17 protein-coding genes are annotated in these 25925 nt (G+C 64.2%); 6 read left to right on the top strand and 11 right to left on the bottom strand.

Translation table 11 applies throughout. The features are described 5' to 3' along the window. The 3 genes from glgB to J4G43_RS41525 are packed head-to-tail and all read right to left on the bottom strand — an operon-like array spanning position 1 to position 7388. Complete coding sequence (gene glgB, locus J4G43_RS41535) at positions 1-2148, bottom strand: 1,4-alpha-glucan branching protein GlgB (protein ID WP_208088421.1); 2148 nt, start codon at positions 2146-2148, stop codon at positions 1-3. After that, positions 2141-5431, bottom strand: a complete 3291-nt coding sequence (gene treS / locus J4G43_RS41530; RefSeq protein WP_208088420.1) for a maltose alpha-D-glucosyltransferase — start codon at positions 5429-5431, stop codon at positions 2141-2143. Before treS ends, glgB begins: the two co-directional genes overlap by 8 nt. 10 nt (positions 5432-5441) lie before the next feature. Then, positions 5442-7388, bottom strand: coding sequence for a maltotransferase domain-containing protein (locus tag J4G43_RS41525; RefSeq protein WP_208088419.1), 1947 nt, complete (start codon positions 7386-7388; stop codon positions 5442-5444). 204 nt (positions 7389-7592) lie between these two features. Between J4G43_RS41525 and malQ the strand changes: the two genes are divergently transcribed. Further along, positions 7593-9554: a 4-alpha-glucanotransferase gene (gene malQ, locus J4G43_RS41520; RefSeq protein WP_208088418.1), complete on the top strand. Its 1962-nt coding sequence runs from the start codon at positions 7593-7595 to the stop codon at positions 9552-9554. Between the two features lie 30 nt (positions 9555-9584). Beyond that, positions 9585-11399 carry a glycoside hydrolase family 15 protein gene (locus J4G43_RS41515; protein ID WP_208088417.1) on the top strand — a complete coding sequence of 605 codons (1815 nt, stop codon included), beginning with the start codon at positions 9585-9587 and terminating at the stop codon, positions 11397-11399. A gap of 56 nt (positions 11400-11455) precedes the next feature. Here J4G43_RS41515 and J4G43_RS41510 read toward each other — a convergent pair whose 3' ends face one another. From J4G43_RS41510 to J4G43_RS41485, 6 genes are read right to left on the bottom strand one after another with little or no spacing between them, the layout of a single operon-like run. Then, positions 11456-12268, bottom strand: coding sequence for an HAD family hydrolase (locus J4G43_RS41510; protein ID WP_208088416.1), 813 nt, complete (start codon positions 12266-12268; stop codon positions 11456-11458). 25 nt (positions 12269-12293) lie between these two features. Then, on the bottom strand, positions 12294-12824 hold the full coding sequence (locus J4G43_RS41505) for a gluconokinase (RefSeq protein ID WP_208088415.1): 531 nt from the start codon (positions 12822-12824) through the stop codon (positions 12294-12296). Further along, positions 12811-13560: a 6-phosphogluconolactonase gene (pgl, locus tag J4G43_RS41500; protein ID WP_208088414.1), complete on the bottom strand. Its 750-nt coding sequence runs from the start codon at positions 13558-13560 to the stop codon at positions 12811-12813. The genes J4G43_RS41505 and pgl overlap by 14 nt, the downstream gene beginning before the upstream one ends. Next, positions 13560-15071 carry a glucose-6-phosphate dehydrogenase gene (gene zwf / locus J4G43_RS41495; protein WP_208088413.1) on the bottom strand — a complete coding sequence of 504 codons (1512 nt, stop codon included), beginning with the start codon at positions 15069-15071 and terminating at the stop codon, positions 13560-13562. The genes pgl and zwf overlap by 1 nt, the downstream gene beginning before the upstream one ends. 40 nt (positions 15072-15111) lie before the next feature. Continuing rightward, a complete protein-coding gene (gene gnd / locus J4G43_RS41490) occupies positions 15112-16110 on the bottom strand; it encodes a phosphogluconate dehydrogenase (NAD(+)-dependent, decarboxylating) (RefSeq protein WP_208088412.1) in 999 nt (332 codons plus the stop codon). A gap of 12 nt (positions 16111-16122) precedes the next feature. Beyond that, the gene (locus J4G43_RS41485; RefSeq protein WP_208088411.1) at positions 16123-18972 is read right to left on the bottom strand and encodes a bifunctional transaldolase/phosoglucose isomerase; all 2850 of its coding nucleotides are present in this window, start codon (positions 18970-18972) and stop codon (positions 16123-16125) included. A 324-nt stretch (positions 18973-19296) separates the two neighbouring features. Between J4G43_RS41485 and J4G43_RS41480 the strand changes: the two genes are divergently transcribed. From J4G43_RS41480 to J4G43_RS41465, 4 genes are all read left to right on the top strand, one after another. Further along, a complete protein-coding gene (locus J4G43_RS41480) occupies positions 19297-19938 on the top strand; it encodes an STM3941 family protein (protein ID WP_208088410.1) in 642 nt (213 codons plus the stop codon). A gap of 299 nt (positions 19939-20237) precedes the next feature. Then, positions 20238-22181: a PrkA family serine protein kinase gene (locus J4G43_RS41475; RefSeq protein ID WP_063981411.1), complete on the top strand. Its 1944-nt coding sequence runs from the start codon at positions 20238-20240 to the stop codon at positions 22179-22181. A 22-nt stretch (positions 22182-22203) separates the two neighbouring features. Further along, positions 22204-23487: a YeaH/YhbH family protein gene (locus tag J4G43_RS41470; RefSeq protein ID WP_408581390.1), complete on the top strand. Its 1284-nt coding sequence runs from the start codon at positions 22204-22206 to the stop codon at positions 23485-23487. After that, positions 23484-25019 (top strand): SpoVR family protein, encoded by a 1536-nt coding sequence (locus J4G43_RS41465; RefSeq protein WP_028147051.1) that lies wholly within the window; start codon positions 23484-23486, stop codon positions 25017-25019. Before J4G43_RS41470 ends, J4G43_RS41465 begins: the two co-directional genes overlap by 4 nt. A gap of 230 nt (positions 25020-25249) precedes the next feature. Here the strand turns inward: J4G43_RS41465 and J4G43_RS41460 are convergent, their stop codons facing one another. Together J4G43_RS41460 and J4G43_RS41455 are read right to left on the bottom strand one after the other, a co-directional pair. Next, positions 25250-25690, bottom strand: a complete 441-nt coding sequence (locus J4G43_RS41460; protein WP_208088409.1) for a DUF1801 domain-containing protein — start codon at positions 25688-25690, stop codon at positions 25250-25252. A 2-nt stretch (positions 25691-25692) separates the two neighbouring features. Next, entirely contained in the window at positions 25693-25911 is a 219-nt protein-coding gene (locus tag J4G43_RS41455; protein ID WP_085405218.1) for a hypothetical protein, read from the bottom strand. Positions 25912-25925 lie beyond the last annotated feature (14 nt).

The following is a 25925-nucleotide window of genomic DNA, read 5'->3' as shown; positions in this document are numbered from 1 at the left end:
TCAGCTTTCCGGAACGAGGAAGATCGCAGCGAGCGGCGGAACGGTAAGGCGAAGCTCGGGCGCCTTGCCGCCAGCGGCATGAACCTCGCCGATGTTCCCGACATTGGTGCCGCCGTAATGGGCGGAGTCCGAATTGAACACTTCTTTCCACTTGCCGGCAAAGGGCACGGGGACGCGATAGTTGCGATAGACGTTGGGTGAGAAGTTGATGATCACGAGACACCGTGCGTGCTCGTCGAATCCCTTGCGCAGCCAGGCGAACACGTTGCGGTTGGCGTCATCCGTGATCAGCCATTCGAAGCCGGCCTGATCGCAATCCATCTGGTGCAGCGCCGGCACCGCGCGATAGAGCCGGTTGAGGTCGCGGATCAGCGCCTGGATGCCGGAATGGTACTTGTATTCGAGGAGGTGCCAGTCGAGCGACTGGTCGTGATTCCATTCGCGGCTTTGCGCGATCTCCGCGCCCATGAACAGCAGCTTCTTGCCGGGATGGCCGAACATGAAGCTGTAATAGGCGCGCAAATTCGCAAAGCGCTGCCATTCGTCGCCGGGCATGCGGCCGAGGATCGAGCGTTTGCCGTGCACGACCTCGTCATGCGACAGCGGCAGGATGAAGTTCTCCGAGAAAGCGTAGTGCAGGCCGAACAGGATATCGCCGTGATGATGCTTGCGGTGGATCGGATCCTTGCTGATGTAGTTCAGCGTGTCGTGCATCCAGCCCATGTTCCACTTGTAGCCGAAGCCGAGCCCGCCGAATTCGACCGGGCGCGAGACCTGCGGCCACGCGGTGGATTCCTCGGCCGCCGTGGTCGCCTGCGGGAAGCGCGCGAACAATTCGGTGTTGAAGCGGCGCAGGAACGCGATCGCCTCGATGTTCTCGCGGCCGCCATACTGGTTCGGAATCCAGGCGCCCGGCGGGCGGCTGTAGTCGAGATAGAGCATGGAGGCGACCGCATCGACGCGCAGGCCGTCGATCGCGTAACGCTCGAGCCAGAACAGCGCGTTCGACACCAGGAAGTTCGTCACTTCGGTGCGGCCGTAATTGTAGATCAGCGTGCCCCAGTCGAGGTGGCGGCCCTGGAGCGGATTGGCATGCTCGTAGAGCGAGGTGCCGTCAAAGCTGCCGAGGCCGTGCGGATCGTCGGGGAAATGGCCGGGCACCCAGTCGAGCAGCACGCCGACGCCCTCGCGATGGCAGGCATCGACCAGCGCGGCAAAATCCTCAGGCCCGCCAAAGCGGCTGGTCGGCGCATAGAGGCCGGTCGGCTGATAGCCCCAGGAGCCGTCGAACGGATGCTCGCTGACGGGCAGGAATTCGAGATGGGTAAAGCCCATATCGCGAGCATAGGCCGGCAGCTGCTCGGCCAGTTCGCGATAGGTGAGCCATTCGCCGCCGTTCTTGCGCCGCCAGGAGCCGAGATGGACCTCGTAGATCGACATCGGCGCCGAGAGCGCGTTGATGCCATCCGGCGCCGGGCGCGGGCGCGCGAGATGTGCCTCGTCGAACACGATGGAAGCCGTCTTCGGCCGCACCTCGCTCGCAAAGGCCATGGGATCGGACTTCAGCGGCAACTGGTGGCCGTGCGGCCCGATGATATCGAACTTGTAGTGGTCGCCGCCCTTGGCGTGCGGGATGAACAATTCCCAATAACCTGCACCGCGGACCCGCATCGGATGGCGCCGCGCGTCCCAGAAATTGAAATCGCCGACCACGGACACGCGCCGCGCATTCGGCGCCAGCACGACGAAGCCGATGCCGTCGATGCCTTCGAGCCGCATCGGATGCGCGCCGAGCTTGTCGTAGAGGCGCTGATGGGTGCCTTCGCCGAGCAGATAGAGATCGAAATCGGTCAGGATCGGCGGGAAGCGATAAGCGTCCTCGAACTCGACGATGTTGTCGCCGAACCTGGCGCGGAGCTGATAGCGCTTCGAGCCGTTCGGCAAGGCGCCGATGAACAGGCCGGAAGCGTGGACGCGATCGAGCTTCGCCACCTCGCCATGTTCGCCCACCGCCTCGACATTGGTGGCCTCGGGGAGGAACGCGCGCACCACGCTCTTGCCACCCTCGGGATGCAACCCGAGATAATGGAAAGGGTCGGGGTGGCGGCCCTCGATGATCGCGTAGGCCTCGGCTGGCAGTTTAGGCATGGGCTTCGCTCTCATTGGACAGAATGCGAAGCAGTCCGGTCAGCGGCGCACGGAGCTCCTCAGGCCGGTGGGACAGCTCGTACTCTACTTCGTCGAAGGCTTGATCAAGCAGGAAAAACCTTAACAGGCCGTCCGCGGATTGCCGATCTTCCGGCCACAGCCGACGATCGGTCATGGCTTCGCGGTAAGCGTTAAGGAATGTCGCGGCGGAGCGTTCGCGCCATTCGCCGAGTGCGGCCGCGAGCCGGTCCTGCTCGTCGGATGCGCCCGTCAGCGCGCGGCTAAGCGCTGTGTTAACCGAAAACTCAATCGAGCGGATCAGGCCGGCGACGTCGCGTGCGGCCGGTGCCTTGCGCCGCTTGTCGGCCAGCGGCAGACGCGGATCGCCGTCGAAGTCGATGATGAAGATATCGTCCTTCACGATCAGAATTTGCCCGAGGCGGAAGTCGCCATGATGACGGATGTTCAACCCGCCGATGTCGGATGGCAAGAGCGCATTGAGGTGGTCGGGCAGGGTCGCGCGCACCGCGACGAGCTGGTCGATCAGAGGCCGGTCGGCTTCGCGCAGGCCGTCGCGGCTGTCGGCCAGCCGTTCGAAGATCCGCTCGGCCCGTGCCGTGAGCCCGGATGCCCAGCGCTCGACCTGTGCGGGGCCGATCGGCTCCGGCGCGAGATCATCGGGCCTTGCGGCGGCGAGAGCCACATGCAGCTCGGCGAGCCGCCGGCCGATCTGCGCCATGAAGTGCAGGTAAGGCGCCTGCTCCTGGGTCTCTCGGGGCGCTTCGCTCATCGGCGCCAACCGCTGCTCGTCGATATAGCGGTCGAGATAACCCGTGGTGACGGCCCAGCCGTCGCCCTGGTTTTCGACATAGGCGTGCAGCACGCCGACCGCACTGCTTCTGTTACCTTCGACCAGCTCGACGCTGCCGAGCAGCGCCGGCGTATTGGCAAAGTGCGCGACGTCGGTGAGGTAGGAGCCGATCTCGATCTCGGGATTGATGCCGCCTTCGAGCTGGCGATAGATCTTGGCGACGTACTGGTTGTCGACCAGCGCCGTGCTGTTCGACTGCTCGATGGCGCGGATGCGCTCGGGCTCCTTGATGATGTAATCGGCGAACCGGCTGGTCGCCTTGAACTCCAGGCGCAGATTGTTCTCTTCCACCACCAGATTCTGCGACAGATTGCGCAGGAACAGGCCGATGAAGATCTGCTCGGTCGCAACGTCGAGCAAGGTACCTTCGCGCGCGCCCTGACGCACGGCGGCGAGCGCCTTCGGGTTGAAGCGTTCGCGGTCGAAGCGCACCCATTCGATCTGCATCGGCAGCACGTAGCGCGCCGTGGCATCCTGTTGCGGGGTTTCGAAGACCGCGATCCAGGGCCTGTTGTCGCCGATGTCGCAGAACGGCACCGCCGAGGTCAGCGTCGGCTTGATCTGCTTGGGATCTTGCTCGGGATACCAGCGCGTGCGCGACAGGAAGCCTGGCAGCACCTCATGCTCGAACACGCCGCGCTCGCGCGCCAGCGACACCCAGGTCGAATTGACCGGCACCACCAGCGTCTCGAACTCAGGCACCGCGCGCGGCGTCACCGGCTCGGACTTGTTGCGCTCGGTGAGCTGGAACCAGTAGAAGCCGTAGGGCCCCAGCGTGATCATGTAGGGCACCTCGCCGATTGGCGGAAAACGCGTGCGTCCGAGCATCTCCTGCGGAATGCGGTCCTTCCACGGCGACAGATCGAGCTCGGTCGCCTGGGCTGCGCGCGAGAGGTTGGCGACGCACAGGATCACCTCGTCGTTGTACTGCCGGACATAGGCCAGCACGGCGCGGTTGGCCGGGCGAATGAAGGTCATGGTGCCGCGGCCGAAGGCGAGGGTCGATTTGCGCACCGAGATCAGGCGCTTGGTGGCGCTGAGCAGCGAGGACAGGCTGCGCGACTGCGCCTCCACGTTCACCGACTCGTAGCCGTAGACGGGGTCCATGATCAGCGGCGCGTAGAGACGGGCGGGATCGCAGCGGGAAAAGCCGCCATTGCGGTCCGGGCTCCACTGCATCGGCGTGCGCACACCGTTGCGGTCGCCGAGATAGATGTTGTCGCCCATGCCGATCTCGTCGCCGTAATAGATGATCGGCGTGCCCGGGAATGACAGCAGCAGCGAGTTCATCAGCTCGATCTTGCGGCGGTCATTGTCCATCAGCGGCGCGAGGCGCCGGCGGATGCCGACATTGATGCGGGCGCGGGGATCGTTGGCGTAGGTGGTCCAGAGATAGTCGCGCTCGACGTCGGTGACCATCTCCAGCGTCAGCTCGTCATGGTTGCGCAGGAACAGCGCCCATTGGCAGCTTGCGGGAATGTCCGGCGTCTGGCGCAAGATGTCGGTGATCGGAAAGCGGTCTTCCTGCGCGATCGCCATGTAGATGCGCGGCATCAGCGGGAAGTGGTAGGCCATGTGGCACTCGTCGCCGCGGCCGAAATATTCCTGCACGTCCTCCGGCCATTGATTGGCCTCGGCCAGTAGCAGCTTGCCCTTGGAGTAGGAGTCCAGTTCCTGGCGCAGGCGCTTGATGATCGCATGCGTCTCCGGAAGGTTCTCGTTGTTGGTGCCGTCGCGTTCGCAGAGATAGGGAATGGCGTCGAGGCGGAATCCGTCGACGCCGGCATCCAGCCAGCGTTTCATCACCTGGATGAGCGCGCTGACCACGCGCGGATTGTCGAAATTGAGGTCCGGCTGGTGCGAGAAGAAGCGGTGCCAGTAGAACGCCCCGGCCTCGTGGTCCCAGGTCCAGTTCGACTTCTCGGTGTCGGTGAAGATGATCCGCGTGCCCTGGTATTTCTGGTCGGTGTCGCTCCAGACATACCAGTTGCGGGCGCTCGAGCCCGGATGGCTGCGGCGCGCGCGCTTGAACCATTTGTGCTGGTCGGAGGTGTGATTGACGACGAGCTCGGTGATGACGCGCAGGCCGCGCTTCTGCGCTTCCTGGATGAAGCGCTTGAAGTCCTTCATCGTCCCGAAATCGGGATTGACCGAGCCGTAGTCGGCGATGTCGTAGCCGTCGTCGCGCCCGGGCGATGGATAGAACGGCAATAGCCATAGCGCGGTGACGCCGAGCTCTTGGAGATAGGGCAGCTTCTCGGTCAGTCCGGCGAAATCGCCGATGCCGTCATGGTTACTGTCGGCAAACGCCTTGACGTGGAGCTGGTAGATGATGGCGTCCTTGTACCAGAGTTCATCCACGATCTCGGCTACCTCGGCTTTTTGGGTGTCGACGGAAGACAAAACATTCATGGCGTGATCCTTACGCCAGGCAGCGGAACAGCGGCGCCGGGTCGCGGTCGGGATCGATATATAATCTGATCCCGCCCCATTCGATGCGGGACAGTTCGCCTGTGATGAGATTTTCGAGTGCGGTGACGTGGCGGCGTGCGTCGCCGGCGTCGATGGTGAGGTCGCCCAGCGGCAACCAGACTTCGCGGACATGGCCCGAGAGGGCGATGACCGCGACGACGGTGTTGGCTGGATCGGCCGCCTCCTTGGCAAAGGCGATCGTCTCGCCGTCCTCGACGCCGAGGAAGCGCAGATTCTCCGTTTGCTGAAGCGCGGCGTTATCGTTGCGGATGCGATTGAGCGCGGCGATGTAGGTCTTGATGTTGCCGGGCCGGTCCCAGTCGCGCGGCTTGATCTGGTATTTCTCGGAATCAAGATATTCTTCGCGGCCGGGAATCGCGTCATGCTCCAGCAGCTCGAACCCGCTGTAGATGCCGTAACTGCCGGACAGCGTCGCGGCCAGCGCGACCCGCGACTTGAACGCCCAGGGCTCACCGCCCTGGAGATGATAGGGCAGCAGGTCGGGCGTGCTCACGAACAGGTTCGCCCGGTAGAAATCGCGCTCGGGATAGCGGGTCAGCTCGCCCAGATATTGCTCCAGCTCCCACTTCGCCGTGCGCCAGGGGAAATAGCTGAAGGACTGTGCAAAGCCAAGCTTGGCGAGGCCCTTCATCAGCTTCGGCCGCGCAAAGGTCTTGGAGAACAGGATCACCTCGGGATGGCGGCGGCGGATGTCGCTGATCAGCCACTCCCAGAACGGAAGCGGCGCGGTGTCGTGATTGTCGATGGCGAAGATGGTGACGCCGTGGTCGATCCAGAACAGCATGGCATCGCGAAACGCGTTCCACAGCCCGGCCCGGTCGACGGAGGCGAAATCGGGGATGACGATGTCCGAATAGGGATCATCCGCCGTCCGCACCGAGCGGTCCGGCCGCCATTTGAACCATTCCGGATGCTGCGTCAGCCAGGGATGGTCCGGCGAGCATTGCACGGCGAAGTCGAGCGCGAGCTCGAGGCCGTATTCGAGACAGGTCGCGACCAGCGCGCGGAAATCCTCGATCGTGCCGAGCTCGGGATGCAGTGCATCGTGCCCGCCCTCGGCCGTGCCGATCGCATAGGGCGAGCCGGGATCGCCTTCGGTCGCCACCGGCGCATTGTTGCGGCCCTTGCGGCGGGTGCGGCCAATGGGGTGGATGGGCGTGAAGTAGAGCACGTCAAAGCCCATCGCGGCGATGTCGGGCACGCGCGCGATGCAGTCACGCAGCGTGCCATGCCGGCCGGGACTCTGGCTCTGGCTGCGCGGCATCATCTGATACCAGGCGCCGAAGCGCGCTTTGTCGCGGTCGACGATCAGCGGGAAGTTCTGCGAGCGGGTCAGGTCGGGCCGTGACTGGCTCTCGGCCATGGCCGCGCCGAGATCGGCTGCAAGCAGCGAGCCGACATCGCCGGTCTGAAGATAGTCCTCGCATTGCTTCACGATGACCGCCGCGGCGTCCTGCCGGGCGCCATGTGCCTTGGTCAGGAGGCCGGCGCCCTCGATCGCGTCGAGGCTGACGTCCGCACCGGCGCGCCGCTTGCGCTCAACCCCGTGCGACCAGGTGGCGAACTCGTCGGTCCACGCTTCGATCGCATAGACATATTGGCCGGGCTCGACGGGGGTGAACGCGCCGGACCAGCGGTCATTGCCGTGATGGATCATCGGCTCGCTCCGCCATTCCCGGTCCTGCTCTCCTCGCCAGATCAGTGCGGCACCGATCACCGCGTCGCCGTCGCGATAGATGTCCGCCCAGACGTCGACCCGTTCGCCCGCAATACGCTTCACGGCGAAACGGCCGCCGTCGATCGAGGGATAGATATCTTCGATGAGGAAAGCGCCGCCGGCTGCGGCACTCTCGACAGTTTGAATTGTCTTGTTCACGGTGATGCCATTGACAAGAAAGCAGGAGCCCGTTTCCCTTGTCGGGAACCTACGCTTGATACCAATATAGAAAGCCGCTTGTGTGTCATTGGTTCCCTTGGGAACGGCTGGCACGGTCTGCGAGTTAGCCCTGACTAACCTCTTCCACGACCTCGTTAAATTCCCTGCCCCCGGCCGGATGACGGCCTGCAAGCTGCGTGCCGAATGGATCTTTTAGCTCAAGCCCGGATCAAGGGCGTTCAGTCCGAATTCGTCGATGCCCTCGGAAAGCTGCGGGTCACCGATCCCGTGGCCCTCAAATCCATCCTCGAGGCCCTGCCGGAGAAGCGGGTTTACCGCTTCGTCGGCGGGCCCGTGGTGGTGCGCGCCCTGGGACATCCGCGCACCGAATTGAGGACAATCGGCGCGCCGCCGCTGCAATGGACATTGCGCGCAAACGGCAATGTGATCGCGCAAGGCGAGACCCACGAGCCCGTGATCGCCTGGCCCGCCGGCCTGCCGCTCGGTTATCACCGGTTGACGCTGACCGATGCCAAGGGTGTTGCGGAAGAGGTGCCGATGATCGTGGCGCCCGAACGCGCCTTCGGCGGCGATTTCGCCCGTGGCTGGCTGCTTGCCGTGCAGCTCTACAGCGTCCGCTCGGACCGCAATTGGGGCATTGGCGATTTCACCGACCTCGCCGATCTCGTTCGGCTCGCCAGGCAGCTCGGCGCCGATGGCGTCGGGCTCAATCCGCTGCATGTCCTGTTCGACAACCACCCCGCCGATTGCAGCCCCTATTCGCCGAACAGCCGGCTGTTTCTCAACCCGCTCTATATCGACGTCGAGGCGATCCCGGAATTTTCCGCCGACCTCGTCCCCGACGCGGCTGCGACCGCCGCGCGGCTGCGCGAAGGCGATCGCGTGCCCTATGCGGACATGGCGGCGCTGAAATGGCTCGGCCTGCGCGCCGCCTACAACAGTTTCGTGACAAGCGCGAGCGAGGCGCGCCGCAAGGAATTCGACGCCTTCCGCGCGGACCGCGCGCCGCTGTTGTCCCGCTTTGCCTGCTTCGAGGTGCTGCGGCATCGCTTCTCCGGGCCTTGGTGGGAGTGGCCGCAAGAGTGGCAGCAGCCGGATGAAGCCAAATGCGCCGAGCTCCGCAACGGTCCCGACAAGCGCGAGGTCGAGTTCGTCGAATTCGTGCAATGGACGGCCGATAGCCAATTGCATGCCGCCAAGGAATTGGCCGGCCTGCTGGGCATGCGCGTCGGGCTCTATCTCGACGTCGCCGTCGGCGTGCAGTCCAACGGCTTCGACGCCTGGAACGAGCAGATGGCGATTTCGCGCCATCTCGCCGTCGGCGCGCCGCCCGACGTGCTCAACACCGTCGGACAGGATTGGGGCCTTGCCGGCTTCAATGCCGGTGGTCTGGAGGCGCAATCCTTCGTGCCATTCGCCGACATGTTGGCCGCCTCGATGCGCCATGCCGGCGCGATCCGGCTCGATCACGTGCTGGGCTTGAAGCGGCTGTATCTGGTGCCGCGCGGCTTCAAGCCGGACAACGGCGCCTATGTGCAGATGCCGTTCGAGGCGTTGCTCGGCGCCGTGGTGCGCGAGAGCGCGGCGCACAAATGCATCGTGATCGGCGAGGACCTCGGCACCGTGCCGGAAGGTTTCCGCGAGACCATGCAGGATTTCGGCATCTGGTCCTACCTCGTCATGATGTTCGAGCGCGACGATGCCGGCCGCTTCCGCAATGCCGACCATTACCGGCCCAACGCGCTGGTCACGCTGAACACGCATGATCTGTGCACCTACGCCGGCTGGCGCTCCTTCAGCGATCTCAAGATGAAGCGCTCGCTCGGGCTCGACCCCGGCGAGAACGACCAGGCGCGCTGGGATGCGCTCGGCAGGCTCGACGAGATCCTGCGCCAGAACGGCATCAACGCCAACGATCTCTATTCGGTGCTTGCCTTCCTGTCGCGGACGCCGTCGCGTCTGCTGGCGGTGTCGCTGGAGGATCTGCTCGGCGTGATTGACCAGCCCAACATTCCCGGTACGATCGATGAGCATCCGAACTGGCGCCAGCGCCTGCCGGTGGCGCTCGACAAGATCGCCGCCAAGGTCGATGTTACGGCCTTGAAGGCGGCGACGCGGGAACGCTCGTTGACCGGCGGGAGTTGAAACGGCGGATTTTCCGGGGCTCGTGACACATTGGCTCAGAGGATCGAGGACTATGCGCTGATCGGCGATTGCGAGACCGCAGCGCTGGTCGGGCGCGACGGCTCGATCGACTGGCTGTGCTGGCCGGCCTTCGATTCCGATGCCTGCTTTGCCGCGATCCTCGGCACGCACAAGAACGGCCGGTGGCTGATCGCGCCGGGCGAGGACATCACCTCCATCTCGCGCCGCTATCTCGGCAACACCCTCATCCTCGAAACGCGCTTCGAGACCAGGAGCGGCACCGTTGCGCTGATCGACTTCATGCCGCCGCGCGGCAAGGCCTCCGACATCGTGCGGCTGGTCCGCGGCCTCAGCGGCACGGTGAAGATGCGGATGGAGCTTGTCATCCGCTTCGGCTTCGGCGTCGACATTCCCTGGGTGCGACGCATCGACCATTCGCTGCTGGCGATCGCCGGCCAGGACATGACGGTGCTGCGCACCCCGGTGGAGACCCGCGGCGAGGATCTCACCACGGTCTCCGACTTCGACGTGAAGGCGGGTGAGACCGTGCCGTTCGTGCTGACCTACGGCCCCTCGCATCTCGATCCGCCCGTGCCGATCGATCCGGAGATCGCCTTCCAGGAGACCGCGAAATTCTGGGACGAATGGTGCAGCCGCTGCACCCGCGACGGCGAATATCACGATCTGATCGTACGCTCGCTGATCACGCTGAAGGCGCTGACCTTCGCCCCCACCGGCGGCATCGTTGCGGCGCCCACCACCTCGTTGCCGGAAAAGCTCGGCGGCGCGAGGAATTGGGATTACCGCTTCTGCTGGCTGCGCGATGCGACCTTCACGCTGCTGGCGCTGATGAACTCGGGTTACACCGAGGAAGCATTGGCCTGGCACAATTGGCTGCTGCGCGCGGCGGCAGGCTCGCCGGCGAACATGCAGATCATGTACGGCATCTGGGGCCAGCGGCGTCTGCTGGAATGGGAAGCGGGCTGGCTCGACGGTTATGAGGGCGCCCAGCCGGTGCGCATCGGCAACGCCGCGCATGCGCAGCTCCAGCTCGACGTCTACGGCGAACTGATCGACGCCTTCCATCAGTCGCGCATGGCCAAGCTCAAGCTCAAGCTCAAGCTCGACGACGAGACGACCTGGGCGCTGGAATGCGCCGTGCTCAACCATCTCGCCGAGGTCTGGGACCATCCCGACAACGGCATCTGGGAGCTGCGTGGACAGCCGAAGCACTACGTGTTCTCCAAGGTCATGACCTGGGTCGCCTTCGACCGCGGCATCAAGAGCGCCGAGACCTTTGGCTTCAAGGCGCCGCTCCTGCATTGGCGTGCCCTGCGCGAAGCCATTCATCGCGATGTCTGCAACAAGGGATTTGACGCAGAGGAGAATGCCTTCGTCGACTTCTATGGTTCAAAGCTGCTCGATGCCAGCGTGCTGCTGCTGCCGGCCGTCGGCTTCCTGCCGCCATCGGACCCGCGCATTCGGGGCACCATCGCCGCCGTCGAGAAACACATGATGCGCGACGGTTTTGTGCTGCGCCACGATCCGCGCGAAGTGTCCGAGGAGACGCAGCCGATCGAGGGCGCGTTCCTGGCGTGCAGCCTGTGGCTGGCCGACGCGCATGTGCTGGCGGGCGATCTCGACAAGGCGCAAGCCTTGCTCGACCGCGTGGTCGGCATCGCGAACGATGTCGGCCTCCTGGCTGAAGAATATGATTCAGGCGCCCGGCGCCAGACCGGCAATTTCCCGCAGGCCTTGACCCACATCGCGCTGATCAACACCGCGCACAATCTCTCGGCCGCGAGGCAGGAGAGCGAGAAGCCGGCGGTGCAGCGGTCGAAGTAAGGGGGGAGGGAACGTACCTCCGTCGCGGCGCCAGTCGAGTCTCATCTCATCAGATATCAGCCCACCCCGTTCCGCTTCAAGATCACCTCCATCGCCTCCGCAAAACCGTCCTGTTCGTTGGTCGCGGTGACGTGGGTGGCCTGGTCCTTGACGCTGTCGGTGGCATTGCCCATGGCGATCGAGGTGCCGCTGACGCGGAACATCGCGAGGTCGTTCTGCATGTCGCCGATGGTGGCGACCGCGTCGGTGGAAATACCAAGGCGCTTGGCCATGGCTTGCACGAAGGTGCCCTTGTCGAAGCCGGGCGGCGTGATGTCGAGATAATAGGTCTGCGAGCGCACCGCGGTGGCCGCGCTGCCCAGCGCCTCCTGCATCGCCTTCTCGCAGCGCTCGAGGCCGGCCGCATCGGCGCTGGCGCCGACGATCTTGCAGGCGCTCGCAAGGTACGGCGAGAAATCCGTCACGATGGTGGGGTCGGAGCGGATCGTGTGCTGCTCGTGCGCGACGTATTTGCCGCTCGGTTGGTCGATCAGCCATTTGTCGGTGGTGAAGAGCCAGATGTCGGCGCCGAACTCCCGGAGGATCTGCAAGGACCGTTCGGCGGCGCTCGCCGGGATCAGGTGCTGCTCGACCGCATGCATCTCGGGATCGACGATCGAGGAGCCGTTGAACGGGCCGATCGGCAGCCAGAGCGCCAGCGGCTCGACCAGGAACCGCATGCCGATCGCGGGGCGGCTGGAGGTGATGGTGAAGCCGATGCCGGCCTTGTGCAGCCGCTGGACCGCGGACCGCGCGCGCTCCGTCAGCGTCTTGTCCTTGGTCAGCAGCGTGCCGTCGACGTCGGAGACGACCAGTGAGATTTTCGTCATGGCAGGACCTCAGGGTTTGTCGGCCTCAGCGTTTCGCCCCGCTCAGCTTCAATTGCCGGACCACGCCGTCCACGATCGCCTCGACGGATTCGTCGATCGAGACGGTGACAACGTGCTCGCCAGCCTCGGGCGGCTCCAGCGTCGTGAATTGGCTCGTCAGCAGTCCGGGCGGCATGAAATGGCCCTTGCGTTGCGCGAGGCGGGCGGCGATCAGCTCCCTGGTGCCCCTCAGGAAGACGAAGCGGACGTCGTCGCGTCCGCGCAGCAGCACGTCGCGATAGGTGTGCTTCAGCGCCGAGCAGGCGATGATCACGTGCTCGCCCTTGTCGCAAACCCGGGCGATCTCGTCGGCAATGGCGTTGAGCCAGGGCCAGCGGTCCTCGTCGGTGAGGGGATGGCCCGCCCGCATCTTCTCGACATTGCTGGCGGGGTGAAAGCTGTCGCCGTCCTCGAAACGCCAGCCGAGCCGCTGCCCGAGCGCCTCCGCAACCGTACTCTTGCCTGAACCCGACACGCCCATCACGATCAACGCACAAGGTGCTTCAACGCCCGCCACGAATTCCCTCCGGAAGCGCGGCCTGGTCGACCAGCCAGACGGTCTCACCATTCGAGCGCGCGCGTACAGCCGGCAGAGTCTCGCCATTGAGCAGGCGCGTCAAGATCGGCTGCTTGTCGTGCCCGGCAATCTCGAACAGCATTTCGCGGCAGGAGGCCAAGGCGGGCAGGGTCAGCGAGACCCGCGGCACGAACGGCGCGACATTGGCCTTGGGGACGCCGACCACCCAGCGTGCGGTCTCCTCGATCGCGGGGTAGCCGGGGAAGAGCGAGGCGGTGTGGCCGTCCGGGCCCGCGCCCATCAGGACCATGTCGAACAGCGGCCGTGCAGGATCGAGGCTTTTGGCGCTGTAGAAGGACTGAAGCTCGCGCGCATAGGCCTCGGCACCCGCTTCGGGGCTCTCAGCCGTGGTCGGGATCGGGTGAATATGCCCGGACGGCGCATTGCGGTCGAGAAAGGTCGCGCGCGCGACTGCCATGTTGTTGAGGGGATCGCTCGAAGGCACGAAACGCTCGTCACCGATGAACCAGTGCACGCGGTCCCACGGGATCTCGCCGCGATACGCCTCGCTGCCGAGCAATTGATAGAGCTTCTTCGGGCTGGAGCCGCCGGTGAGGCAGATCGCGATCCGCCCGGGATTGGCTGATATCCGCGCCATCACCCGTTCGGCTGCGGCCTGCGCCAGCGCCTCGGCGTCGGCCGCGACGATCAGCTTCGGCTGGTCGGCCGCTGCCATCACGTAAACTTCCGCCAGCTTCGCCCGTCGCGCCGGAGCAGCTCATCGGCGCAGGCGGGGCCGTCGCTGCCGGCGGAGTAGGTCTCGATGCCGTTGGTGCCTTCACTTTTCCAGGCGTCCAGGAACGGCTGCACCGCCTGCCATCCGGCCTCGATGCCGTCGGCGCGCTGGAACAGGATGTTGTCGCCGATCATGCAGTCGTAGATCAGAGTCTCGTAGCCGGTCGAGGGATCGGCGCGGAAATAGTCGCCGTACTTGAACTTCATCTCGACGCCGTCGATGGTGATGCTCGGCCCCGGGATCTTGGCGTTGAACTGCAGCTCGATGGTTTCGGTCGGCGCGATGCCGATGGTGAGGAAGTTCTGCGACAGGCGGTCGACATCCGTGCCTGAGAACATCGACAGCGGCGCCTGCTTGAACTTGATCGCCACTTCCGTGCGCTTGTGGCCGAGCGCCTTGCCGGTGCGCAGATAGAACGGCACGCCGGCCCAGCGCCAATTGTCGATCATCAGCTTCAGCGCGACGAAGGTCTCGGTGGTGCTGTCGGGCTTGACGTCCTCGGTCTTGCGATAGTCCGTGATCTCGTCGTCGCCGATGCGGCCGGCGAGATATTGCGCGCGCACCGAATTCTTCAGCGCCTCTTCCCGGGTCGGCTCCTGGATCGACGTCAGCACGTCGGCCTTTTCGGAGCGCACGGAATGCGCATCGAACCGCGCCGGCGGCTCCATCGCGACCAGCGACATCAGCTGGAACAGATGGTTCGGCACCATGTCGCGCAGTGCGCCGGTGGCATCGTAGAAGCCGCCGCGATGGCCGACGCCGAGCTTCTCCTCCACGGTGATCTGGATGTGATCGATATGGTTGCGATTCCAGATCGGCTCGAACATGCCGTTGGCAAAGCGCAGCACCAGGATGTTCTGCACCGTCTCCTTGCCGAGATAGTGATCGATCCGGTAGATCTGGTGCTCGTCCATGATCTTCAGGAGCTCGGCATTCAGCGCCTTGGCTGACGCGAGATCGGTGCCGAACGGCTTTTCGATTACGAGCCGACGCCAGGCGCCGTTCTCCTTCATCATGCCGGTGCGGCCGAGCTCCCGCGCGGTCGGTGCGAAGGCGGCGGGCGGGGTCGCGAGATAGAACAGTCGGTTGCCGCCGGTGTCCTGCGCGCATTCCAGCGAATCCAGATGCGCGCGCAAGCGGTCGAAGGAGGGGGGATCCTTCGGATCGGCCTCGACGAAGGTCACGCATTCCAGCAGCTTCCGGGCGATGTCGTCGTCCACGGGACGGGTCGCGAACTGGCGCAGGCCCTTCAACAGGCTGTCGCGCAACTCGTCATCCGACTGGCGGTTGCGGGCCACGCCGACGACGCAGAACTTCTCCGGCAACAGGTGCTCGGCGGCCAGATTGTAGAGCGACGGCATCACCAGCCGATGGGTGAGGTCACCGGTCGCGCCAAAGATGACGAAGGCGCAATTTTCGGGCTTGCGCTTGGCCTGCGGGTCTTTTGTCACGAATGATCGGCCTTCGCTCTGTTACTTGTTACTTCGGCTCTTATTTGGGTTTCGAAGCGCCCGGCTGCTTCGGCTCCTTGTGGCCGCCGAAACCCGCGCGCATTGCGGAGAGAATTTTTTCGGCGAAGGTGTGTTCCTTGCGGGAACGGAAACGTGTGTAGAGGGCCGCGGTCAAAACTTCGGCCGGCACCGCCTCGTCGATCGCCGCATTCACGGTCCAGCGGCCTTCGCCGGAATCCTCGACGAAGCCGGAATATTCCGCAAGCGCAGGGCTGTCGGCGAGCGCCGTCGAGGTGAGGTCGAGCAGCCAGGACGGAATCACGCTGCCGCGCCGCCACACCTCGGCGATGTCGGCAAGGTCGAAATCGTAGCGATGATCCGCCGGCAAGGCCTCGATGTTGGCATTCCTGAGGATGTCGAAACCTTCGGCATAGGCCTGCATCAGGCCGTATTCGATGCCGTTGTGGATCATCTTGACGAAATGGCCGGCGCCCACGGGACCTGCATGGATGTAGCCCTGCTCGATGCGGGGATCGCGCCCCTCACGTCCCTCCGTGCGCGGAATGTCGCCGGCGCCGGGCGCGAGCGCGGCGAAGATCGGATCGAGCCGGTCGACCACCTGCTTCTCGCCGCCGATCATCATGCAATAGCCGCGGTCGAGACCCCAGACACCGCCTGAAGTGCCGACATCGACATAATGGATGCCGCGCTCCTTCAGCGCCTTGCCGCGGCGGACGTCGTCCTGCCAGAACGTGTTGCCGCCGTCGATGATGACGTCGCCGGCCTGCATCACTGCCGCGATGGTGTTGATCGTCGTCTCGGTGATGTGGCCGGCCGGCAGCATCACCCAGGCTGTGCGCGGCCGCTCCAGTTTGGCGACGAACTCTTCCAGCGTCGCCGAGCCCTGTGCGCCGTCTGCGGCGAGACCCGCGACGGCCTTGGCGTCCTTGTCGTAGACCACGGTCGTATGACCGTGGCGCATCAGGCGGCGAACGATGTTGCCGCCCATCCGGCCGAGGCCGATCATGCCGAGTTGCATCGAGAGATTCCCTTAGTTCAGCGCATCGTTAAGCGCCGCGTTGAGCGCCGCGAGACCTTTCTTGAGCCCGCCCTTGAGGTGGACCCGGAGCGCACGCCGGCCGCGCTCGGTAAGCACGTCGAAGTCGCCGCGCGCCTGCGCGGCCTTGATCACGCCGAAGCTCGCCTTCTGGCCCGGCACCGACAAGTCCTTGGCATCGTCGGCCGTGATCTGGAGAAACACGCCGCTGTCGGGCCCGCCCTTGTAGGCCTGCCCGGTCGAATGCAGGAAGCGCGGTCCGAACTCGGCGCAGGTCGCGACGTGACGCTTCTCGCGCACTTCGAGACGCATCGCCTGGAGTGCGTCGATCGTCGCCTTGTCGCGCGCGATGTAGCCGAGCAGGGCGACATAGTCGCCATGGCCCGAGCGGGAGAGATGCGCTTTCAGCCACGAGGTGAGGTCGCCGTTGGCGCCGGCGGCGCGCAGCGCCGTGGCGTTGGCCTCGTCGGTGTAGAGATCGGCCTCATCCGTGCTGACCACCGGCTGTTCGGCCGGCAATGCACCGGTCTTCTCGAACGACGCGGTGAGCTCGCGGGTCTTGATCTTGGCCGCTTCCACGTCCGGCTGGTCGAACGGGTTGATGCCGAGGATGCTGCCAGCGACCGCCGTCGCCATCTCGAAGCGGAAGAACTCCTGACCGAGATGGTCGATCGATTTCATCACGATGCGCACGACGGGATGGCCGGCGGCTTCGACCGCGGCGAGCTTGGAGTCATGCGCTGGGTCCGCTTCGCCTTCGGTGCGAATGTCGATGAAGAAGCGGTCGTTGCCGTAGAGCGCGGGCTCGCCGAGTGGTTCGCCGGCGATCGGGATCAGGCCCTTGCCTTCCTTGCCGGTCGATTCCGCGATCAGCTGTTCGGCCCAGGCGCCGAAATCGGCGATCTTCTTCGACGACAGGATCGTCACCTTGTCGCGCCCTTCGAGGCCGGCGAGGCCCATGGCAAGGCCGAGCTGGACGCCCGGGTTCTCACCTGGCGGCACGTCGGGTCCGCAGGAGCGGGCCATGGAGAGCGCGTGTTTGATCAGCGTCTTGACGTCGATGCCCGCGGTTGCCGCCGGCACCAGGCCGAACGGCGAGAGCACCGAATAGCGGCCGCCGATCGAGGGTTCGCCATGGAAGATGCGGGCGTAGTCGAGGCTCTTCGCTGCCTTCTCCAGCGACGAGCCGGGATCGGTCACCGCGATGAAGCGGTGGCCGGTCTTCACTTTCGGCCCGACCGCCTGTGCGACGCGTTCGTGGAAATAATCCTTCATCGCGTTCGGCTCGGTGGTCCCGCCGGATTTGCTGGACACGATGAACACGGTGTTGGCGATGTCGATCCTGGCCTCCATTGCCCGGACCTGTGCCGGGTCGGTGGAATCCAGCACGTGCAATTTCGGGAAGCCGGACTTCCGCGCAAAAGTCTCGGCCAGCACCTCGGGGCCAAGGCTCGATCCACCCATGCCGAGCACGACGGCATCGGAGAACTTTTGGCCCTTCACGCGGCTCGCATAGTCCTCGTAGTCGGCGACGTCGGCCTTCGCCGCGCTGTCGAGCCAGCCGAGCCATTTGTCCTCATCGGTGCCGGTCCAGACCGATTTGTCGCGCTGCCACAACCTGCGGATCTTTGCCGACGCGCGCCATTCCTCGGTGCTCTTGGCCACCGCCTTGCCGAGGCCGTCGCCGAGCGAGAGAAGCTGGTGGTCGATCGCGGGCCCGAGCACGGTCGCCCGCTTGTGGGCGACGGCGCCATAGAGCTTGTCGGCGGCATCGGCGAACTGCTTGACGCCGTCCTTGACGAGCTCCTCGGTGATCGCCTCGAGCGAGACGCCGGAGCGCTCCAGTTCTTCCAGCACGCGGCGGGCGTCGTCGACGTTCTCTTCAAGGCTGTCGCGCGGCTTGCCGTGGTCGCGGAACGCATCGAGCGTCGCCGGCGGCACGGTATTGATGGTGTCGGGACCGATCAGCTCCTCGACATAGAGGACGTCGCTGTAGTCCTTGTTCTTGGTGCCGGTGGAGGCCCACAGCATCCGCTGCGGCTTGGCGCCCTTGGCAGCCAGCTTGTCCCAGCGCGCGCCGGAAAACAGGCGCTTGTAATCCTGGTAGGCGACCTTGGCGTTGGCGATCGCGACCTTGCCCTTCAGCGCGGCGAGCCGCTCCTTCTCGGATGGATCGTTGGCGCGGGCGATCTTCTCGTCGAGCTGCTTGTCGACGACCGAGTCGATGCGGCTGACGAAGAAGCTCGCGACGCTCGCCACGTGCGACGGGTCGCCGCCGCCGGCGACGTATTTTTCCAGACCGGCGAGATAGGCCTCGGCGACCTGGAGGTAGACGTCCCTGGCGAACAACAGCGTGATGTTGATGCTGATGCCGTCGCCGATCAGCGTCTCGATCGCCGGCAGGCCCTCCGGCGTCGCCGGCACCTTGACCATCAGGTTCTTGCGGTCGACATCCTTCCAGAGCCGCCGCGCCTCGGCGACCGTGCCGGCGGTGTCCATCGCCAGATAGGGCGAGACTTCCAGGCTGACATAGCCGTCGCCGGCCCTCAGGCGGTCATAGACCGGGCGGAGCACGTCCGCGGCGTTCTGGATGTCCTCGATCGCGACGGCCTCGAACAGGTCGGCCACGGTCCGGTCGCCGCGCTTCAGCGCCTTGCCGATCGGGGCGTCATACTCGTCCGAACTGCCGATCGCCTTCTCGAAGATCGACGGGTTGGAGGTGACGCCCTTGACGCCGTCGGTGTCGATCAGCCGCTTCAGGTCGCCCTTGGCGATGAAGCCACGGGCCAGGAAGTCCAGCCAGACGGCTTGTCCGTGCTTTTCCAGTTCTTTGACGGGATTCATGATGTTTATTTATCTCCAAGCCTGCGGCGAGGGGTTTCCGCACCGGTCCTGACGCGCTATCCTCTAACCTACATGCTCCCGGGAGGGAACCAATCAAGGGGATAGGCGTCTACCCTCCAGTGTAACTCCGTCGCGATCATGGCGATCCAGGCGGACGTAGCCGTGTTGCGTAAAAAGTCGTCGGCCGGAGCAGTGGCCAAGGGCTCGTTACCAACGTAGCCGCTTCGTCTCGTCAGCCCAGTCTGCGTGGAGTGTCATCAGCGGATTACGGTCCGCCTGATAGATCGTCGCTCGGCCGCGAATGGCCATGCTGGGGAAAAGAGCATGCACGCACATCATGACCGCCTGACGCTCGCTGTTGCCGACAGCCCGCAATCGGTCGCGCCGGCCGCATGCATCGATGCGACCCACGATCTCGAAATCAGCCCGTGTACGACCCAGCTGCGGCTGCTGGTCGCGGCGGGCTTCGCGATGACCCTGTTCAGTGCGACCCTTGCCTTCGACTGGTGGGACGGTCTGGGCGACTACGATACGACGGTCGGCTATGCCGGCGTCGTGCTATTCGGCCTGGTGACCGGCCGGCTGATCTGGCTGCTGCCCGCCGAGCGGGGACCGGTGGTGATCGTCACCCCCTATGGCATCCGCGACCTCCGCATCGGCAACGAATTTCTGCTGTGGGACTCGATTGCGGAGGTTTCGACTGAGGAAGGCCGCGGCCACAAGGCGATCGTGCTGACGCTGACGCCGGCCTTGCAGCGGCAGCTCTGCACCATGAGCACCTTGGCGCACCGTGCGGAGAACGAACGGCAGAATGAACGGATTGTCATCCGCTCCGAGGGTTTGGCGACCGATTTTGATACACTGCTGCGCGCTTGCCGCGATTGTCATGCTGCGAGCGCTGCGCGCACCGCATTGCAGCAGGAAGATGAACGCGGCACGCAAGGCTTCGCCGTACAAGCGTCATAAGATTGCCGCTCGCAGATCGCTCCATGTTGCAGTGCCGGATGGGCTCATCCCCGGTAATGCCCGGATGTTGCGACCAAGTGACATTTTCTGGAAATGAGCGAAGATAGATACAGATTCGCACAAATTACAGGCATGTGCCTGTTCGTAACTCAACGAGTGCCTACGTTGTGCGTTGCGTCGTGTTGGCACCAGGGTGTCCAATGATCGTCATGTGCTCACGCTGATTCGAAATGGCCTGAGGAACGGTCCGGTAACTGCTTTCGTTTCAGCTTGTGGCGGAACTCACGCGGAGAGGGATCATGTATAACGATTCTCTATTCAACGCTTTCGCTAAGTCGTTCGAGGCGAGAAGCCAACACGACATGTCGATGGCGGAATATCTGGAATCGTGTCGAAGCGATCCCATGAAATACGCGAACGCGGCCGAACGACTGCTAGCAGCGATCGGTGAGCCTCAGACGATTGACACGGCCAAGGACCCACGCCTTGGCCGTATTTTTTTGAACCGCACCATCCGGACCTATCCGGCCTTCGCCGGCTTCTACGGCATGGAAGAAACCATCGAGCGCATCGTCGGTTTCTTCCGTCACGCGGCGCAGGGGCTCGAAGAGCGCAAGCAGATCCTCTATCTGCTCGGCCCGGTCGGCGGCGGCAAATCCTCGCTCGCCGAGCGGCTCAAGTCGCTGATGGAAGTGCAGCCGATCTACGTGCTCAAAGCCGGCGATGAATTGAGCCCGGTGTTTGAAAGCCCGCTCAGCCTGTTCGATCCCGATCATCTCGGACCGATGCTGGAAGAGAAGTACGGCATTCCGCGCCGTCGCCTCACCGGCCTGATGAGCCCGTGGTGCTACAAGCGGCTGGAAGCCTTCGGCGGTGACATTTCTCAGTTCAGAGTCGCAAAAATCCAGCCGTCGCGGCTGCGCCAGATCGCGGTCTCCAAGACCGAGCCTGGTGACGAGAACAACCAGGACATCTCCTCGCTGGTCGGCAAGGTCGATATCCGCAAGCTCGAGACCTACGCGCAGAACGATCCCGACGCCTACAGCTATTCGGGCGGCCTCAACCGCGCCAACCAGGGCATCCTTGAATTCGTCGAGATGTTCAAGGCGCCGATCAAGATGCTGCACCCGCTGCTCACCGCAACGCAGGAGGGCAACTACATCGGCACCGAGAATATCGGCGCGATCCCGTTCACCGGCGTGATCCTCGCGCACTCGAACGAAGCCGAGTGGTCGAGCTTCAAGGCCAACAAGAACAACGAGGCCTTCATCGACCGCATCTGCGTGATCAAGGTGCCGTACTGCCTCCGGGCCACCGAAGAGCAGAAGATCTACGAAAAGCTGATCCAGGGCTCGGAGCTGGCGGCCGCGCCGTGCGCACCCTCGACCCTGGAGACGCTGGCGCGGTTCTCGGTGATGTCGCGCCTGCGCAAGCACGAGAACTCCACGCTGTTCGGCAAGATGCGGGTCTATGACGGCGAGAGCCTGAAGGAATCCGATCCGAAGGCACGGAGCGTCCAGGAATATCGTGATGCCGCCGGCGTCGACGAGGGCATGGACGGCGTCTCCACCCGCTTCGCCTTCAAGATCCTGGCTGCGACCTTCAACCACGATCCGCAGGAAGTCGCTGCCGACGCCGTGCATCTGATGTACGCGCTGGAGCAGTCGATCCGCCGCGAGCAGCTCCCGGAGGAAGTCGAGAAGCGCTATCTCGAATTCATCAAGGCGGACCTGGCGCCGCGCTACGCCGAGTTCATCGGCAACGAGATCCAGAAGGCCTATCTCGAATCCTACTCGGATTACGGCCAGAATCTGTTCGACCGCTACGTCGACTACGCCGATGCCTGGATCGAGGATCAGGACTTCAAGGATGCCGACACCGGCCAGCTGCTCGATCGCGAGCTTTTGAACCAGGAACTGACCAAAATCGAGAAGCCGGCGGGCATCGCCAACCCGAAGGACTTCCGCAACGAGGTGGTCAAATTCTCGTTACGGTCGCGGGCCCAGAACGGAGGCAAGAATCCGACCTGGATTTCCTACGAGAAGATTCGCGACGTGATCGAAAAGCGGATATTCTCGCAGGTCGAGGACCTGCTTCCGGTCATCTCCTTCGGGTCGAAGAAGGACGGCGAGACGGAGAAGAAGCACGGCGAGTTCGTCGCACGCATGGTGGAGCGCGGCTACACCGAGCGTCAGGTTCGCCGGCTCGTCGAATGGTACATGCGTGTGAAACAGGCCGGTTGAGGCGGATGGAGCGGATGGAAAAGTGCCCATTCACATTATTGACAGGCGCCTGAATCCAGGCGGCAAGAGTCTTGAGAACCGGCAGCGGTTCTTGCGTCGGGCCAAATCCCTGGTGCAGGGCGCCGTCAAGAAGACCTCGCAGGAACGCGACATCAAGGACGTCCTGGAGGGTGGTGAGGTCACGATACCGCTCGACGGCATGCACGAGCCGCGTTTCCGCCGTGAAGGCGGAACGCGCGACATGGTGTTGCCCGGGAACAAGAAGTTCATCGAGGGCGATTACCTCCAGCGATCCGGCCAGGGCAGCGCCAAGGATTCCGGTCCCGGCGAAGGCGACAGCGAGGACGCGTTCCGCTTCGTCCTCTCCCGCGACGAGTTCGTGGATCTGTTCCTCGACGACCTCGAGCTGCCGGATCTTGCCAAGCGCAAGATCGCGCAGACCGAGAGCGAGGGCATCCAGCGCGCCGGCTACACCACGTCCGGCTCGCCCGCCAACATCTCGGTCAGCCGGACGGTGAAGCTCGCGCTGGCGCGCCGCATCGCGCTCAAGCGTCCCCGCAAGGAGGAGATCGAGGAGCTGGAAGCCGCGATCGCGGCATGCACCGACGAGGACGAGCGTGTGGTGCTGCTCGCCGAGCTCGAAAGGCTGAAGGCGAGGACTAAGCGCATTCCCTTCGTCGATCCGCTCGATATCCGCTACCGCCGCTACGAGAAGGTGCCGCGGCCGGTGGCGCAGGCGGTGATGTTCTGCCTGATGGACGTCTCCGGCTCGATGTCCGAGCACATGAAGGATCTCGCCAAGCGCTTCTACATGCTGCTCTACGTGTTCCTGAAGCGACGCTACAAGCATGTCGAGATCGTCTTCATCCGCCACACCGACCGCGCCGAGGAGGTGGACGAGCAGACCTTCTTCTACGGTCCGGCCTCGGGCGGCACGCTGGTCTCCAGCGCGCTCCACGCCATGCACGAGATCGTGCGCGAGCGTTTCAATCCGGCGGACTGGAACATCTACGCCGCGCAGGCCTCCGACGGCGACAATTCCTATTCCGACGGCGAGCTCACGGGCATGCTGCTGACCGACAAGATCCTGCCGGTCTGCCAGTTCTTTGCCTATCTCGAGGTCGGGGAGTCCGGCGGCAGCGCCTTCGATCTCTCCGACTCCTCGCTCTGGACCCTCTACGACCGCCTGCGCAACAGCGGCGCACCGCTCTCAATGCGCAAGGTCAGCGAGCGCAGCGAGATCTTCCCGGTGTTCCACGATCTGTTCCAGCGCCGGGAAACTTCCCAGGAGAAAGCCGCTCCATGACGGAACGCTTGTTCGAAGGCGCCGATTGGGATTTCCACACCTTGCAGCGCATCACCGATGCCTGTGAGGAGGTGGCGACGAAGGATCTCGGGCTCGACGTCTATCCGAACCAGATTGAGGTCATCACCGCCGAGCAGATGCTGGATGCCTACTCGTCCGTCGGCATGCCGCTGTTCTACAAGCACTGGTCGTTCGGCAAGCACTTCGCGTTCCACGAGGCCTCGTACCGCAAGGGCCTGATGGGGCTTGCCTATGAGATCGTGATCAACTCCTCGCCCTGCATCTCCTATCTGATGGAGGAGAACACGGCGACGATGCAGACGCTGGTGATCGCCCACGCCGCCTTCGGCCATAACCACTTCTTCAAGAACAACTATCTGTTCAAGCAGTGGACCGACGCCGACGGCATTCTGGACTATCTCGACTTTGCCAAGAACTACGTCATGACCTGCGAGGAGCGCTACGGCCGCGTCGAGGTCGAGCGCACCCTGGATGCCGCGCATGCGCTGATGTCGCACGGCATCGACCGCTATCCCGGCAAGAAGAAGCTGGATCTGCGTGCCGAGGAGAAGCGGGCAGGGCGCCGCCGTCAGCACGAGGAGGAAGTCTTCAACGACCTCTGGCGCACCGTGCCGAAGGGGGCCTCGAAGACCCGCTCCGCGCTCAGCATCGAACGCCGCCGCAAGCTGCTCGGCCTGCCGCAGGAAAACCTGCTCTACTTCCTGGAGAAGAGCGCGCCGCGGCTGGCGCCCTGGCAGCGCGAGCTTTTGCGCATCGTCCGACACATCGCGCAATATTTCTATCCGCAGAGCCAGACCAAGGTGATGAACGAGGGGACGGCGACCTACGTCCACTATCGCATCATGACCAAGCTGCATCAGCAAGGCCGCATCTCCGACGGCAACTTCCTCGAATTCCTGCAGTCGCACACCAACGTGGTGTTCCAGCCCGAATTCGACGATCCGCGCTTCTCCGGCTTCAATCCCTATGCGCTCGGCTTTGCCGTGATGCAGGACATCGAGCGCATCGTCACCCGGCCGGAAGACGAGGACCGCGAGTGGTTCCCCGACATTGCCGGCAAGAACGACGTGATGGGTGTGCTGCGCGACGTCTGGGCCAACTACCGCGATGAAAGCTTCATCGCGCAGTTCCTGAGCCCGAAGCTGATGCGGCACTTCCGCATGTTCCACCTGCACGACGATCCCGAGGAGCGCGCCGGCATCCGGGTCGATGCCATCCACGACGATCGCGGCTTCCGCCGGGTGCGGCGTGAGCTGGCGCGGCAGCATGATGTCGGCTTCATCGACGCCAATATCGAAGTGGTCGACGTCGATCTCTCCGGCGACCGCCGGCTGATCCTGCATCACCACGTCATCAAGGGCTCGCAGCTCAACGAGACCGACGCCAAGCGCGTGCTCCAGCACCTCGCCGATCTCTGGACTTACGACGTCTCACTGATCGAGGTCGACGCCAACGACAAGGTCCTGCGCGAATATGTCGTAAGCCCGCGTCCGATCCCGGCGGCGGCCTGAGACGGCTGGTAGCTGCTAGAACATCGACGTGGCGGTAGCTCGCCCGCGGCCAATCCTTCGAGACGCCCGCCTCTGGCGGGCCCTCAGGATGAGGACGGAGTGTGCGGGAGCTATGTCGACAGACAGCGCTTCTGCTTAGCCTCATCCTGAGGAGACCGCGGAGCGGTCGTCTCGAAGGACGAGGCGCTTGCTCTGGCCGTCACCAAGAATTTGCATCGACTTGACGTAGTCTAAGTCGATCGCTTCTTCGCCGGCTTCTTCTTGGACGCATTCAGCTCCACGGCTGCGCGAATGAGCGCCTTCAACGCCTTCTCGTTGATCTTTTCGCCTTCGCGAATGTCGATCGCGCGGCGCACGTTTCCCTCGAGGCTGGAATTGAACAGGCCGGCCGGGTCGTCCAGCGCCGCGCCCTTGGCGAAAGTCAGCTTCACGACGGCCTTGTAGGTCTCGCCGGTGCAGATGATGCCGTCGTGCTCCCACACGGGAACGCCGCGCCATTTCCATTCCTCGACGACGTCAGGATCGGCCTGCTTGATCAGGCCGCGGATGCGCCCCAGCATCTCGCCGCGCCAGTCGCCGAGCTCCTCGATTCTGCCGTCGATCATCCTGGAGGGCGAAGCGCCGTCCGTCTTGGTCGCGCTGCTTGTCTTCGCGGTTACAGCCTTCTTCATGATCACGCCTCTTGCCGCGCGCCGCTGCGGCGGCTGACATAGGGCAGCGCGAACATGTAGAGCCCGGTCGCGAGCAACGGAATCAGCGGGACGAATGCCAGCAGCCCGATCCACGTGGCCTGGATTTGCAGCGTCAGGGCAACGATGTTCGCGATGACGGCGAGCGTGAAAGCAAGCGACAGCCAGCGATGGATCTGCCGAACCCACATATTCCCGGTCAATGAAACCTCCTCTT

It is taken from the genome of Bradyrhizobium barranii subsp. barranii (assembly GCF_017565645.3).
GTDB classification, from domain to species: domain Bacteria; phylum Pseudomonadota; class Alphaproteobacteria; order Rhizobiales; family Xanthobacteraceae; genus Bradyrhizobium; species Bradyrhizobium barranii.
The sequence above is the reverse complement of the archived record's forward strand: the minus strand, read 5'-3'. Positions and strand labels throughout refer to the sequence as shown.

Bases quoted from the DNA above. Each gene is read 5' to 3' on its own strand.
- pgl (WP_208088414.1), bottom strand. From the start codon at position 13,560: ATGGCAGCGGCCGACCAGCCGAAGCTGATCGTCGCGGCCGACGCCGAG.
- glgB (WP_208088421.1), bottom strand. From the start codon at position 2,148: ATGCCTAAACTGCCAGCCGAGGCCTACGCGATCATCGAGGGCCGCCAC.
- treS (WP_208088420.1), bottom strand. From the start codon at position 5,431: ATGAATGTTTTGTCTTCCGTCGACACCCAAAAAGCCGAGGTAGCCGAG.
- J4G43_RS41465 (WP_028147051.1), top strand. From the start codon at position 23,484: ATGACGGAACGCTTGTTCGAAGGCGCCGATTGGGATTTCCACACCTTG.
- gnd (WP_208088412.1), bottom strand. From the start codon at position 16,110: ATGCAACTCGGCATGATCGGCCTCGGCCGGATGGGCGGCAACATCGTT.
- J4G43_RS41510 (WP_208088416.1), bottom strand. From the start codon at position 12,268: ATGACGAAAATCTCACTGGTCGTCTCCGACGTCGACGGCACGCTGCTG.
- malQ (WP_208088418.1), top strand. From the start codon at position 7,593: ATGGATCTTTTAGCTCAAGCCCGGATCAAGGGCGTTCAGTCCGAATTC.
- J4G43_RS41460 (WP_208088409.1), bottom strand. From the start codon at position 25,690: ATGAAGAAGGCTGTAACCGCGAAGACAAGCAGCGCGACCAAGACGGAC.
- J4G43_RS41485 (WP_208088411.1), bottom strand. From the start codon at position 18,972: ATGAATCCCGTCAAAGAACTGGAAAAGCACGGACAAGCCGTCTGGCTG.
- J4G43_RS41480 (WP_208088410.1), top strand. From the start codon at position 19,297: ATGCACGCACATCATGACCGCCTGACGCTCGCTGTTGCCGACAGCCCG.
- J4G43_RS41475 (WP_063981411.1), top strand. From the start codon at position 20,238: ATGTATAACGATTCTCTATTCAACGCTTTCGCTAAGTCGTTCGAGGCG.